The organism is Phaeobacter piscinae (assembly GCF_002407245.1).
Lineage (GTDB): Bacteria > Pseudomonadota > Alphaproteobacteria > Rhodobacterales > Rhodobacteraceae > Phaeobacter > Phaeobacter piscinae.
This window is the reverse complement of the sequence record NZ_CP010681.1, coordinates 2,599,614-2,613,518: the sequence shown is the minus strand read 5'-3', so window position 1 is coordinate 2,613,518 and position 13,905 is coordinate 2,599,614. Positions and strand designations below refer to the sequence as shown.

The window sequence follows — 13,905 nt, the reverse complement described above, 5'->3', positions numbered from 1 at the left end:
CAAACCGATGTCCAGAGTTCAGGTGGCGGCAGAGGGGAGGCCCCCCTCTGCCGGTTGGGGCTCAACTTAGTTGAGGAACCCCTTTTCCTTGGCAGCAGCGGTATAGGCAGCTTCGGTATCTGCGAGAGCCTGCGCGGCGCTTTCCTTGCCTTGCATGAAATCGCTCAGCTCAGCACCCAGCGCGGTGTGCAGCAACCCCATGTAGGGCAGCATCGGGTAGGGGCTGGTGCTCATCTGCACGGCCTCAAAGACACCTTGCGCGGCATCGGTGGGCTCATAGCCGTCGATCAGCCAGACTGCCTGAGGGGCGGTTTCTTCGTTCAGCATCTCGGGGCGGATGCCATGGGTCAGCGCGATGAAGGTTGCTTCAGCTTCGGCGTCTGGAATGTTCTTGGCTACGGTCCAGCCGTCCCACCACAGAGTGGAGGCCGCATCAGATCCACCGGCGACGGTCAGCGGACCGGAGATGGCCATGTGATCCTTTACCTCCTGCACAACGCCGTCGGCATCGGCCAGAGTTGCAGCACGGCTACCCCACATGTTCATCAGTGCCACGTTGCCAGCGCGGAACTCAGTGTTGGTGGCATTGGAATCGTGGGTCAGGAAGTCGGGGTTCATATATTCCGACAGCGACTTCATCATTTCCAGCGCCGCGACGCCCTGCTCATTGTTGATCGAGACCTTGGCGCTGCCCGGCTCAAAGAAGCTGCCGCCATGGCCCAGATACATGTTGTTGAATTCCTGAGCCAGGTTCCAGCCGGCCTTGTAAGCGCCGCCAACCGGGTTTTCCATAATGCCCTTTTCGCGGATCATCTTGGCGGCGGCCAACAGGTCTTCGTAGCTCTTGGGAGGTTCGACACCAATTTCTTCCAGCACGTCGGCGCGATAGACCAAATGCTGGGCATTTGCCATGAAGGCCACGGCCATGATCTTGCCATCAATGGTGATCAGCTGGGTTTTCTGCAGCCCATCCCCGTGTTTGGCAACCAGGTCATCCAGCGGGCGAATGACGTCTTCGTTCATAAGGGCCACGATGGAAGAGTTTGCAATGATGGCAGAGGTGTATTCCGCCGGATTGCCGGTCATGCCCGCCACGTTGATCTTCTGGTGATCTGCGGTCAGGTTCGCTTTGACCTCGCCGCCGGTGCACTCTTTGGCCGCATCGGCGACTGAGTGGATGGCGGGGAATTCATTGCCTACGATATTGACCCGTGCCGAAATTTCGCAGGCAGAACCTGCGGTTGCGGCAAAGGCCAGAACCGAGCTGGCAAGTGCAATATGTGTGAATTTCATGGTAGTCTCCCTGTTATGGGGGAGCCGTCCGGACAGCATCCCCGTCTTTGCCCCCGTCGCATGCACGAAGGCGGCGGTGGTGGGGGATTACCCCCCCAGCCGCGCACCTGTTTGTGTGTCAAACAGGTGGCAGTGATCGGTGGGCACATGGATCGACACCATATCGTCAATCTCTGCGCGGAAGGTCTTGTCTGCCTTGACCGAAACCAGGACGCCGCCAATGCGGACCGTGACCATGGTCGCATCGCCCAAGAGCTCCATCGTGTAGATCGGGGCGTTGATCTGGCCGCCGCTCTCCACAACGCTTGCATCCTCGGCGCGAAAGCCCAATGTGACCGGGCCATCCGGGCCGGACAGCCCCGCAATATCCGTGTGCTGTGCGGTGAACCGTCCGCCGGAGAGACCGCCCTCCATCAGATTCATCGCAGGCGAGCCGATGAAGCTTGCGACAAAGGCATTGGCGGGGCGGTCGTAGATCTCTGTCGGGCTGCCGACCTGCTGGACGACACCTTTGTTCATGACCACCACGCGGTCGGCGAGCGTCATAGCCTCGATTTGGTCGTGGGTCACATAGATCGTTGTCACGGCCAGTTCGTGGCTGAGATTTTTGATCTGCGCGCGGGTAGAGACCCGCAATTTGGCATCCAGGTTCGACAGCGGTTCGTCCATCAAGAACACGTTTGGTTCGCGAACGATGGCCCGGGCCAAAGCCACTCGCTGGCGCTGGCCACCTGACAGTTCTGCCGGTTTGCGATGCAGGAACTCGTCCAGCTCAACCATGGCACTGGCCCGACGGACTTTCTCGTCATGGACCTTGGCGTCAACACCGCGCACCTTCAACGGGAAGCGGATGTTTTCGTAGACGTTCATGTTTGGATAGAGCGCGTAGCTTTGGAACACCATAGCAACGTCCCGGTCCTTCGGCTCAAGCTCGTTGACGCGGTTGCCATCCACCAGGATATCGCCATCGCTGGCGCTCTCTAGCCCGGCAATCATTCGCATCGTCGTGGTCTTGCCACAGCCCGACGGCCCCAAGAGGACCAGAAACTCTTTGTCTGCGATGGTCAGGTCGAAATTATCAACCCCGACAAAGCTGCCCCAACGCTTGCTGATATTACGCAGCTCTATCTGTGCCATATGGGTCCGCCTCCCAGCGAAATCTATTTTGCATACGATTGCAAAAAGGTTAGTCTTTGCTGCGTTAATTTGGCAAGGTAATTTTGCAATCGTATGCAATATGGCGTGAAGCGCCTGTAAAATAGGGAAAGAAATGAACGATCTTCAGGCAGCAAAAGCCGTCGTGCGGGCCTTCTACGCCGATCTGGACGCTCCGGATACGAATCTTGAAGCGGCTCTGATTCGACATACATCAGCCGATTACCTGTGGCGCGGGTTCCACCCGTTCAATGAGGTGACTGAGGCTGCTGAGGTCGCCCGCCAGTTCTGGACGCCATTGCGCAAAAGCCTCACATCGTTGCAGCGGCGTGAGGATATTTTCTTTGCCGGGCGCAATCAGATGGACGATTTCCAAGGCATCTGGGTGGTGTCCATGGGGCATTTGATGGGGCTGTTTGACACGCCATTTGTTGGCATTCCGCCCACGGGCAAGATTGCGATGCTGCGCTATTGCGAGTTTCACCGGGTTGAAAACGGCAAGATTGCCCAGACCGCGATGTATTTTGATCTCCCGCATCTGATGGCGCAGGCTGGTCTCACAGCTTTTCCCGGTCAGACTGCCGCGCAGTTGGTCCAGCCGGGGCCAATGACGCATGACGGCCTGCTGTTTGACGCGCAACCAGACCACGAAGGTGAGGTGACACTGGCCGTGATCAACCGCATGATCGGTGAACTGGGGCAGTGGGACAACAAACTCAGTCTTGAGGATGAGTTGCGCCAGACCTGGTGTGAAGACATGTTGTGGTGGGGGCCGACCGGCATCGGCGCGACCTACACCATCGCGCGCTATGCTCAGCAGCATTCCGGCCCGTTTCGCGCGGCCTTCTCGGACAGATCCAAGACTGCTCATACAGCGCGTCTCGCCGAAGGTACCTATGGCGGCTTTGCCGGTTGGCCAAATTTCACCGCGCGCCTAAGCGGCGACTTCATGGGCCGCAATGCGACCAATGAACGGGGCGAATTCCGAGTGATTGATATTTACCGGCGTAGCGGTGACAAACTTGCAGAAAACTGGATCTTCATCGATCTGCTGCATTTCTGGAAGGGGCAGGGATATGATGTCCTGCAACAGCTCAGCGACGGGACCCTTGCATGATTGACGCGCATCATCATCTTTGGGATCTGACAGCGGTGCACTACCCTTGGCTGGCTGCTAAGGGGGTGTCGCGGTTCTTTGGTGATCCAAGTCCGATCCAGCGCGACTATCTGTTGCCGGAATTTCGCGCAGAGGCCGCTGCCTTGGGGGTCACCGGATCTGTTCACATTCAGGTCGGCGCCGAAGATCCGCTGGCGGAGGCGCAGTGGGTGCAGACCATCATTGATGCGAACCGGGATTGGCCGATGGTGCAGGTGGTTCATTGCGATCTGACAGCGCCGGATCTGGCGCAGCAACTCGACGTCTTCCAAGCGTTGCCGTCGGTCCGGGGCGTGCGCCAGATCGTCGGTCGCGCCCCAGGCGAGGATGCGCAGACCGGCACCAATGCGCTTTTGGATGATCCGCGTTTTCTGGAGGGGCTTATGCTCGTTGGAGACCGCGGGCTGTCCTTTGATCTGCAGCTTATCCCTGAGCTGATGGGGAAGACCGCGGGCGTTCTGGCACAGGCTCCTAGAACAAATGTAGCCCTGTGCCATGCGGGCAGCCCCCATGACCGAAGCCCCGAGGGATTAACCGCGTGGAGACAGCAGCTCAAGCAGCTTTCGCAGCTCCCACATGTGTGGTGTAAACTCTCAGGTCTGGGGATGTTTCAGCACCGCTGGACCGTTGAGGATTTCAGGCCGATCATTGAGACGTGCCTTGATCAGTTTGGCGCTGACCGCTGTATGTTTGGCTCCAACTTTCCGGTGGATAGCCTTTATTCAGACTATGAGACTCTGTTCCGGGCACATGAGAGTTTGGTTCCGGATAGCCTTAGATCACAGGTCATTGGGGAAACCGCAGCACGTTTTTACAGGTTCTGACATCAGTCGCTGCTGGTTGGTGCAAGAATGCCTGTGCAACAGAAGTCCACTTACGTCGCCTGTGTTCGGCGAGGAAGTTGGCCAGGCTGTCGTTGCAGGCTTTCCCTACCACCCGTTCTACACACATAAATCCTATCGCATGGGTTCTCCCGGCCGCGTGTGGGATACCCGGAGAAGCGGGTCGCGTCTCGATAAAGTGCGAACAGGCGGCCGCACCTCAATCTGCTTTGGCGTCCTGATTTCAAGCTGCGCGGTCAATGCCTGATCAGGCCATGATGTAGGTCGTCCGCAACATAGCCAAGGCAACAGGTGCATCGAACTGACCGTAGCTTCTGTATCGAGGAGGATTCTCTGATATCCGCACATGTAATCACTTCGGCGGTGCGAGCAGCTTTCGCCATGGGCCGCCGCGTCCGTGTCTGGTCAAAGACACGGGCCATCAGTTCAAAGACGTGCAGACTGCGATAGGATGGGCTCGGGTGGCTGCTTTCGATGACAACGTCAGCACCGAATACAATGACCCCTTTTGACCGCCGCAGCCAGGTACGGACGTTGGCTAGTCTCGAGGATCAAAATCCACGCTCTTGTTATCAAGACCAGTGCGATACAGCCCGGATGTCTGCATTATCAGAGCTGGAGAGGCCAATATTTGTAAGCAGATAGCCCCGATCTCCCCTGGTTTGCACTGGGGTATGACGACTGGGGCCGCGCCGCTATTGCGGTTTTCCGCTCTTACATTGCAACAAAACCATCATTGATTATGCTTGCAATAACGTGCCACTCCGCCAAAATTGCTCCTGTAGTAGCCATTGCGTCTGGGCTCGGATGGCGGGGTTATCCTTGAAAACTCAGCCCGACGATTCCCAAAATCGTCACTGGCACGAACAAAAACCCTTGCGGAATGTCCTTGTAGCGCTGACCATTCAGAACCGGCAGGACGAGCCCCCAGATGGCGTAGGCAGCGGCCAGGCCAGTGGCGAGGATCGCAGCGATTTCGGCCTCGCCTGACCATGCAGGCCAGAGGAAAAAGGCCGCCACAGCCGCCAGATTTATGCTCACGAGATGCCAGCAGTAATAATTGACGTAGCGCACCTCCGCGGACAGGTCGCGGGCGTCCAGCAGGGGGCGTGCGACGCTGGGGCCGCCGGCAAAAATATGCAATAGAGTGTTGATGACAGACAGGCCACCAGCGGCCAAGAGCCAGATATTCATGCGCGTTCGTACTCCAAATGGTTCGACAGTCTCTTCAGCGCTGAAAATGTCGGGCCCTTCGCAGCGGGGCAATGGGGCAGGCTGCCATCGCGACAATACGCGCCTGACCCAAGAGGCCGTCATCAAGTCATGATGCGGGCCAACTCGGTCCATTGGGTGCGGCTGACCGCATCTTGCCCAGCGATCATCCAATAGGTGGCGTGATGGTCAAGCTGGTCCTGACCCATCCGCACCAGCCGCCCGGCTGCCAGATCCTGATGGCAGAGCGGCAGAGATCCCAGCAGCACGCCAGTGCCGGCACGGGCCGCCCCCAGAGCGGACAGAAACGTATCAAAGCGCAGGTGTGGGACCGGCGTTGATCCACCGCCATGGCAGGCCACCCAATCCGGCCACCCCGGCCGGGGTCCAGAGCAGGCGATCCGCGGCCACTCGCTCCAGTGGCCGTCTCTGCGGCCAATCAACTCCGGGGAAACCATGGGGGCGATCCCTTCGGAATAGAGCGGTAGCTTGTAGGGATGCGGCCAGTCGCCAACGCCGTAGCGGATGCGGACCACCTCGTCCTCTACCGCATCATGGGCGCCCAGGACCATGGTCCGTATCGCCAACTGACCGCCTGCGATGTCGCTCAGGGCGGCCAGCCGCGGGGTGAGCCACAAATCAATGACCGATTGGCTTGCGGAAATCGTCAGCTGTCGTCGTCCGGTGCCAAACAGCGCTTCGGAGCTGTCGCGCATCGTATCCAAGGCCGATTGGATGTGTGGTAACCAGGCTTCGCCCTCCACGGTCAGTGTGATGGCGCGGGGGTGGCGGTGAAACAGCGCGGTGCCCAGCCGTTTCTCCAGCTGGGCGATCCGCTGTGAAATGGCAGATTGAGTGATCCCCGTTTCCGCAGCCGCCGCGGTAAAGCTGCCGCAGCGTGCCGCCGCCTCAAAGGCGCGGATCCATTCCAGGGGTGGCAGGGTGGGGCGCTGCTGTTGCATTAGCTGACCTTGGCCTTAGTGCGGAAATTCCTAATTTGAGATTATGTAGGGGCAATGGCAACATGCGCGCAAGAGTCATCTTCCGCGTTGCGGACCATCATTGAGGATACCATGCCGACAGTCACGATTGCCCCGGCGGGCGACTACCTTACCCTATCTCTTGGAACGTCTGAGCCGCGCTTTCACGCGATCTGGTTGCGCGACAATGCCAGCGATCCGGAGACCCGCGCCGAAGCCAACGGCCAGCGCCTGATTGCGTTGCGGGATATCCCGGCAGACACCACGATTGCGGAGGCCACGCTGGAGGGTGGCAGCCTCGAGGTACAGTTTGCGCCCGAAAACAAGAACGTGGCCTATGATCTTTCGTGGCTGGAGGCCCACGCATACGACCGCGCCGCCTGTGATGATGCTGGGTGGCTTGCCGACGGGGTTGAGACCTGGGACGCAGGGTTGATGGACGGCGTGCCCACTGGCGACTTTGCGGCGCTGGAAGCCGGCGGTGCAGCGCTGGGCGACTGGCTGGGCGCTGTGACGCGCTATGGCTTTGGCAAGGTCGTCAACGGGCCGATCGAAGAAGGCGCGTTGTTCCGCGTGGTCGACCTCTTCGGGCACGTCCGTGAGACCAACTACGGACGTCATTTTGAGGTGCGCACCGAAGTGAACCCGACCAACCTGGCCTTCACCGGTCTGGGCTTGCAGGCGCATACCGACAATCCATATCGCGATCCGGTGCCGACCATTCAGGTGCTCTACTGCCTCGAAAGCTCGGCTGCCGGGGGTGAAAATATGGTCGTGGACGGTTTTGCCGCCGCGCTGCGCCTCAAGGCAGAGAATGAGGCCTATTTCAATGTGCTGGCAGAACACTGTGCGCGATTTGAATACGCGGGCGAGGCCGGGGTCTGCCTGACCTCTCGTCGCCCAATGATCGAGCTGGCCCCCGATGGGGAGTTGATCGGGGTGCGTTTCAACAATCGATCACTGGCCGCGGTGCAGGATGTCCCGTTCGAGAAGATGGCGCTCTATTATGCGGCCTATCGCCGATTGGGCGAGATCATCGACGATACGGCGATGGAGGTCACGTTCCGTCTTAATCCCGGCGAGGCCTTTGTGGTCGACAACACCCGCGTCTTGCACGCGCGCAAGGGTTACTCGGGTGAGGGGACGCGGTGGTTGCAGGGCTGTTATGCTGACAAGGACGGGCTGCGGTCGGCTCATGAGGCGCGCCGACGTCAGGCGCTGGCGGAGGCGGCCGAATGACCAGCAGCCAGCCACTGCCAGCAGCCGCGCACGTGCCACCAGCGACGTTGGACCGGGAAACAATTGTCGCCTTCCTCGGCTCCATCTTCGACCGGCGCGGCGGGGAGGAATATCTGGGCGAGCCGGTGACCATGGGCGAACATATGCTACAGGGCGCCACCATCGCCGAGCAGAATGGTCAGCCTGAGGAGATCATCGTCGGCGCGCTGTTGCATGACATCGGGCATTTCACCTCGGAGTTTGGCACCTATCATCCCGATGATACCGAGGATCGCCATCATGAGGACGCGGGCGCGGAGGTATTGGAGCGGTTCTTTCCCAGTGTGATCACGGATTGCTGCCGCTACCACGTTGCGGCCAAACGGTATCTCTGCGCAACGAAGCCCGAGTATTTCAAACGGCTGTCCCCGGCGTCCGTCCATACGCTGGAGCTGCAGGGCGGGCCGATGAACCCTGAAGAGGTTGCAGCGTTTGAGGCCAATCCAAACCTGAAAGAGATTATCGCGGTGCGCTATCTCGATGAGGCAGGCAAACGGGCAGGCATGGAAACCCCTGATTTCTGGCATTTCGCGCCAATGGTGCAGCGGATGGTGGACCGTCACTGCGGTGTATCTGACTAAGTTTTGAGCCGACGATAGCACTGCAAGAAACTGCGGCCCCTCTCAGCTTGGAGAGGGGCCGCAGTCTTAAGGTACCCTATGCTGCGTCAAAGACGCGCCGGGTCATCTATGTGCTGCGCTGCGCCGGGGGCGGAACAGGCGCAGCCGCAGGATCATTGCAGATATGATCTGCGTGGATCACATGGCATCCTTGAACAGCTGGGTGAGATTGGCCTCGTCAAGAACGACAGGGTTGCCGCCGCAGGAGGGATCAATCAGCGCACCCTTCACCAGGTCGGGGATGGCCGCCTCCGTGACGCCCAACTCTGAGAGACCACGTGGAATGCCGAGACTGTCGTTCAGCTCCTGCACATAGGCGCAGACGCCATCAAAGCCGCCGTCGATGCCCAAATAGGCTGCTGCAGTCTCGAATCGGTCGGCGATCTCAGGTGCATTGAAGGCCAGCACCGCGGGCATGCAGACGGCATTGGTGGTGCCGTGGTGAGTGTTGAAGAGCGCGCCGATCGGATGGCTCATGGCGTGGATCGCACCCAACCCTTTCTGGAAGGCGGTGGCGCCCATCGCGGCGGCGGACATCATATGGGCACGGGCCTCAATGTCGGTGCCATCCGCATAGGCGCGTGGCAGATAGTCCTTGACCAGGCGCATGCCTTCCAGCGCGATACCCTGGGACATCGGGTGATAATGGGGGGAGGAGAACGCCTCGACACAATGCGCGAAGGCGTCCAGACCGGTGCCTGCGGTGATGAACTTGGGCATGCCGACGGTCAGTTCAGGGTCGCAGATCACCACGGTTGGCAGCACCTTGGGGTGGAAGATGATCTTTTTCTGATGGGTCACACTGTCGGTGATCACAGAGGCGCGGCCAACCTCGGAACCGGTGCCCGCTGTGGTCGGCACCGCGATGATCGGCGCGATGGCATTGGCGTCAGCACGGGTCCACCAGTCGCCGATATCTTCAAAATCCCACACCGGCCGGGTCTGGCCGCACATGAAGGCGACCATCTTGCCCAGATCAAGACCGGAGCCGCCGCCAAAGGCGATCACCCCGTCATGATCGCCTGCCTTATAGGCGGCCACACCGGCCTCAAGGTTCTTCTCGTTCGGGTTGGGATCAACCTCTGAGAACATCGCCCGACCGAGGCCCGCGGCCTCCAGGATATCGAGCGTGGATTGGGTGACCGGCAGATCGGCCAGGCCTTTGTCGGTGACCAGCAGCGGCTTTTTCATGCCCGCTGCGGCGCAGGCCTCGGCCAGCTCCTTGATCCGGCCAGCGCCAAACTTGATTGCGGTCGGATAAGACCAGTTTCCAACAAGAGTCATAGGTGTGTTCCTGTGATGAAGCCGGGGAGGGGGCGCTGCCCCCGCTTGCCTCGCGGCAAGCCCCCGGGAGTATTTTTCGGAAAGATGACGGGGCTCAGCCCGTGACCTTTTTCAGATGATAGGATTTCGGGCGGGTGAGGTTATGATAGCCGATGACAGAGAGGCCGCCCCCGCGCCCGGTGTTTTTGCAGCCGGTCCAGCACAGACCGGGGTCCAGATAATCGGCGCGGTTCATGAAGACGGTGCCGGTTTCGATCTGATCCCCAACACGGGTCGCACGCTCGACATCGCGCGTCCACAGCGAGGCCGTGAGGCCAAATTCGCTGTCATTCATCAGCTCGATGGCCTCCGCGTCGGAGGAGACTTTCATGATGCCCACCACGGGGCCAAAGCTCTCCTCGCGCATCACCCGCATGTCATGGGTCACATTGGTCAGGATCTGCGGTGTCAGATAGGCGCCACCGTCGTCTTCGGCAAATGTTTCGACATGAGCCACGGCGCCTGCCTCAATGGCCTCAGCAATCTGGCTGCGAACCTCAGCCGCAAAGCGCACATTGGCCATCGGGCCGATGGTGGTCTCCTGCTCCAACGGATTACCCAGTTTGTAGCCCTTGACGATGGCCACAGCCTTTTCGACGAAGGCGTCATAAAGGCTTTCATGCACGTAGATCCGCTCGATCCCGCAGCAGCACTGACCGGAATTGAACATGGCGCCATCGATCAGCGTGTCCACTGCCGCGTTCAGATCGGCGTCTTCCATCACATAGCCCGGATCCTTGCCGCCTAGCTCGGTGCCGACACCGGTAAAGGTTCCCGCCGCTGCGCGCTCCATCGCCTGACCGCCACCGACGGAGCCGGTGAAGTTCACGAAGTCAAACGCGCGGTCTGCGATTAGTGCCGATGTAGAGTCATGATCGAGGAAGACATTCTGGAACACATCCGCCGGAATGCCAGCCGACTGGAAGGCCTGCGCCATGCGCTCACCCACCAGAAGCGTCTGGGTGGCGTGTTTCAGCACCACGGCATTGCCCGCAATCAGGGCCGGCGCGACGGTGTTGATGGCGGTCATGTAGGGGTAGTTCCAAGGCGCCACCACCAGCACCACGCCATGGGGAACATGTTTGATGTAGCGCTTGAAGGTCGCGTCCTCGCCGACCTCGATATCGGCCAGCGCTTCCTCGGCGATCTGCGCCATATGGCTGGCCCGCTCGTTGAAACCGCCAAATTCACCGCCATAGCGCACCGGGCGCCCCATCATATGGGCCAGTTCCGGTACGATTTCATCGTTCATCGCGCCTACAGCCGCCACACCGGCCATCACCAGATCAACCCGCTCTTGCAGGGGGCGGGCAGCCCAGGCCGTCTGGGCCGTGCGGGCTGCGGTCACGCGCTCCGCTGCGGCCTCCGGTGACAGCGTCTCACGCTCGGCATAGACCGATCCGTCGATCGGTGAGATACATTTCAGGGTCTGGCCCATGGTCTTCCTCATGTGGTTTGACGGGGGCACGCCCCCATTGTCATCTTTCCAAAAATACTCTCGCCGAAGGCTCTGCGCGCCTCAGGCGCGCTCGAACCCGCGGGCAATCTCGTAATCGGTCACGATCCGCTCGAAATCCTCGATTTCCACTTCGGCGGCGCGCACGTAGTGATCCACCACGTCATCGCCCATTGCCGCCCGCAACATGGCCGAGCCTTTGAGTGCCACAGCCGCATCCCGCAGCGTGCTTGGGATCATGCCGGTGTCGCCCTGATAGACATCGCCCTTGGTGGGGGCCTGCAGCTCCAGGCCTTCCTCGATGCCCGCAATGCCCGCAGCCAGCATGCCTGCGATGGCCAGATAGGGGTTCATGTCCGAGCCCGGAATGCGGCATTCGACGCGGATGGCCTTGCTGCCGACACCGCAAAGACGATAGCCCGCTGTGCGGTTGTCCACCGACCAGATGATCCGGGTCGGGGCAAAGGTGCCCTTCATGAAGCGTTTGTAGCTGTTGATATAGGGCGCCATGAAGGCGGTGTAATCGGGTGCGTATTTCAGCAATCCCGCCATGTAATTCTTCATCAGCGCCGACATGCCCAGCTCATCGCTCTCGTCAAAGAAGGCGGGTTTGCCGTCCTGCCACAGCGACTGATGCACATGGGAGGAGGAGCCGACCTTGTCGTGGCTCCATTTCGGCAGGAAGGTCACCGCATGACCCTGTTGCTGGGCGATTTCCTTCACCGCATGTTTGGCGATGGTGTGATAGGCGGCGGTGTCCATCGCCGCGGCGTATTTGATGTTCAGCTCTTCCTGACCGGTCTCGGCCTCGCCCTTGGAGTTTTCGATTGGCAGGCCCGCGTCCCACAGATGGTTGCGGATCGGGCGCAGCACATGCTCCTCGCGGGAGGTCTGCAGGATGCTGTAATCCTCATTATAGCCCGAGATCGGCTCCAGATCGCGGAAGCCTGATTTGCGGATCGCATCGAAGCTCTTCTCGAACAGGAAGAACTCCAGCTCGGTGGCGCACATCGCGTCAAACCCCATCTCCTTGAGACGGTTCACCTGACGCTTCAGGATGGCGCGGGGGGAATGGGGGACCTCTTCGTGGGTGTGGTGATCCAGCACATCGCAAAGCACCATCACGGTGCCTTCGAGCCAAGGCACCGGGCGCAAGGTCGCCAGATCCGGCTTCATGACGTAGTCGCCATAGCCGTTTTCCCAGTTGGTCGAAGCATAGCCATCCGGTGTCGCCATCGCCAGATCGGTGGCCAGAAGATAGTTGCAGCAATGGGTCTCTTCCCAGGCGCCATTCACAAAATGCTTGGCGTGGAAACGCTTGCCCATCAGCCGCCCCTGCATGTCCACAAGGCAGACCAGAACAGTGTCAACGCTGCCAGCAGAAACTTGGTCAGCAAGAGTGTCGAAGGAGAGCATGAGCAGCCCTTTGCGTTTTGAGGCCAGAACTTTTTGACAAAAAGTCTGGCAAATTCCTTTGAAAGGAGTTTGGCCCACCGCATGCGGGCCAAACTCCGGTTTTTTAGACGGTAGACTTAGCCGTAGCGGTAGGGGCGTCCGGCTTTCTGCATGTCCGCGTTGTACTTTTTGATGATTTCGACAACGCGGGCCTTGGTCGGGCTTTCGGCTGCGATTTCATCCCAGAACTTATAGGCGGCTTCCTCAACCGTTGCCCATTCTTCATCTGGGATTGAGGTCAGCTCCATCTTCGGGCCGTTGACACGCAGGTCTGCTTCGCCGCCCCAATACCACCACTGGCGGTAATAATGCGACTGGTCACAGCAGACGCGGAACAGAGTCTGCAGATCTTCCGGCAGCTCGTTCCAGCGGCCCTGATTGGCAAAGAAGGACCCAGCCCAGGCACCGGAGATGTTGTTGGTCAGGAAGTAGTTGGTCACATCTGCCCAGCCGACGGTGTAATCCTCGGTGATGCCGGACCATGCGATCCCGTCAAGTTCACCGGTCTGCATGGCGACTTCGATGTCTTCCCACGGCAGGGTGACAGGCACCACGCCGAACTGGCTGAGGAAGCGGCCAGCGGTCGGGAAGGTAAAGACGCGCTTGCCTTTCAGATCGGCAAGGCTGCGGATTGGATCCTTGGTGGCAAAGTGGCAGGGATCCCAGGCGCCGGCAGAGATGTGCTTGACGCCGACCTTGGAGTATTCTTCGTCCCAGATCTCATTCAGCCCATATTTGTTGAACAGGACCGGCACGTCGAGCGAGTAGCGCGAGGCAAAGGGGAAATAACCGCCAAAGACCGTCACATCGGTCGGGGAGGCCATCGAGTCATCATCAGACTGCACCGCATCAATGGTGCCACGCTGCATGGCGCGGAACAATTCGCCGGTGGGGACCAGCTGATCGGCATAATAAAGCTCGATCTGCATACGGTCGCCTGCGATTTTGTTGAACATGTCGATGGCGGGTTTTACCACATGTTCGGCCAGCGCCGCACCGGCGTAGGTCTGCATACGCCATGTGATTTTGGACTGGGCCAGTGCAGGGGTGGCCAGCGGAGCCGCGAGGGCACCGACACCGGCAGTCTGAATAAACTTACGTCTTGTCGTCATATCTCTTCTCCATGTTGAAATTC

12 protein-coding genes are annotated in these 13,905 nt (G+C 59.8%); 4 read left to right on the top strand and 8 right to left on the bottom strand.

Annotation, left to right across the window (positions count from 1 at the left end):
- Positions 1 to 66: 66 nt before the first annotated feature.
- Positions 67 to 1,293 carry an ABC transporter substrate-binding protein gene (locus phaeop14_RS12285; protein ID WP_096789694.1) on the bottom strand — a complete coding sequence of 409 codons (1,227 nt, stop codon included), beginning with the start codon at positions 1,291 to 1,293 and terminating at the stop codon, positions 67 to 69.
- Between the two features lie 87 nt (positions 1,294 to 1,380).
- Positions 1,381 to 2,430, bottom strand: a complete 1,050-nt coding sequence (locus phaeop14_RS12280) for an ABC transporter ATP-binding protein (protein ID WP_040175444.1) — start codon at positions 2,428 to 2,430, stop codon at positions 1,381 to 1,383.
- Between the two features lie 133 nt (positions 2,431 to 2,563).
- On the opposite strand from phaeop14_RS12280, the gene phaeop14_RS12275 reads away from it, so the two are divergent.
- The gene (locus phaeop14_RS12275) at positions 2,564 to 3,565 is read left to right on the top strand and encodes a nuclear transport factor 2 family protein (protein WP_096789693.1); all 1,002 of its coding nucleotides are present in this window, start codon (positions 2,564 to 2,566) and stop codon (positions 3,563 to 3,565) included.
- Positions 3,562 to 4,428 (top strand): amidohydrolase family protein, encoded by an 867-nt coding sequence (locus phaeop14_RS12270; RefSeq protein ID WP_096789692.1) that lies wholly within the window; start codon positions 3,562 to 3,564, stop codon positions 4,426 to 4,428. Before phaeop14_RS12275 ends, phaeop14_RS12270 begins: the two co-directional genes overlap by 4 nt.
- An 834-nt stretch (positions 4,429 to 5,262) precedes the next feature.
- Here phaeop14_RS12270 and phaeop14_RS12265 read toward each other — a convergent pair.
- Together phaeop14_RS12265 and phaeop14_RS12260 are read right to left on the bottom strand one after the other, a co-directional pair.
- Positions 5,263 to 5,640 carry a hypothetical protein gene (locus phaeop14_RS12265; RefSeq protein ID WP_096789691.1) on the bottom strand — a complete coding sequence of 126 codons (378 nt, stop codon included), beginning with the start codon at positions 5,638 to 5,640 and terminating at the stop codon, positions 5,263 to 5,265.
- A 122-nt stretch (positions 5,641 to 5,762) separates the two neighbouring features.
- Positions 5,763 to 6,620: a LysR family transcriptional regulator gene (locus phaeop14_RS12260; RefSeq protein WP_096789690.1), complete on the bottom strand. Its 858-nt coding sequence runs from the start codon at positions 6,618 to 6,620 to the stop codon at positions 5,763 to 5,765.
- Positions 6,621 to 6,731: 111 nt separating this feature from the next.
- Here phaeop14_RS12260 and tmpA point away from each other — a divergent pair, with 111 nt between their 5' ends.
- Positions 6,732 to 7,877, top strand: a complete 1,146-nt coding sequence (gene tmpA / locus phaeop14_RS12255) for a 2-trimethylaminoethylphosphonate dioxygenase (RefSeq protein WP_096790306.1) — start codon at positions 6,732 to 6,734, stop codon at positions 7,875 to 7,877.
- Positions 7,874 to 8,497 (top strand): (R)-1-hydroxy-2-trimethylaminoethylphosphonate oxygenase, encoded by a 624-nt coding sequence (gene tmpB, locus phaeop14_RS12250; RefSeq protein ID WP_040175437.1) that lies wholly within the window; start codon positions 7,874 to 7,876, stop codon positions 8,495 to 8,497. Before tmpA ends, tmpB begins: the two co-directional genes overlap by 4 nt.
- Before the next feature lie 177 nt (positions 8,498 to 8,674).
- On the opposite strand, the gene phaeop14_RS12245 is transcribed toward tmpB, so the two are convergent.
- The 4 genes from phaeop14_RS12245 to phaeop14_RS12230 all read right to left on the bottom strand — a co-directional run bounded on the left by phaeop14_RS12245 (position 8,675) and on the right by phaeop14_RS12230 (position 13,882).
- Positions 8,675 to 9,820 carry an iron-containing alcohol dehydrogenase gene (locus tag phaeop14_RS12245; RefSeq protein WP_096789689.1) on the bottom strand — a complete coding sequence of 382 codons (1,146 nt, stop codon included), beginning with the start codon at positions 9,818 to 9,820 and terminating at the stop codon, positions 8,675 to 8,677.
- A gap of 94 nt (positions 9,821 to 9,914) precedes the next feature.
- Positions 9,915 to 11,297 (bottom strand): aldehyde dehydrogenase family protein, encoded by a 1,383-nt coding sequence (locus phaeop14_RS12240; RefSeq protein WP_096789688.1) that lies wholly within the window; start codon positions 11,295 to 11,297, stop codon positions 9,915 to 9,917.
- An 81-nt stretch (positions 11,298 to 11,378) separates the two neighbouring features.
- On the bottom strand, positions 11,379 to 12,731 hold the full coding sequence (locus phaeop14_RS12235; RefSeq protein WP_096789687.1) for a glutamine synthetase family protein: 1,353 nt from the start codon (positions 12,729 to 12,731) through the stop codon (positions 11,379 to 11,381).
- Between the two features lie 116 nt (positions 12,732 to 12,847).
- Positions 12,848 to 13,882, bottom strand: coding sequence for a TRAP transporter substrate-binding protein (locus phaeop14_RS12230; RefSeq protein WP_024096202.1), 1,035 nt, complete (start codon positions 13,880 to 13,882; stop codon positions 12,848 to 12,850).
- Between the last annotated feature and the right edge of the window lie 23 nt (positions 13,883 to 13,905).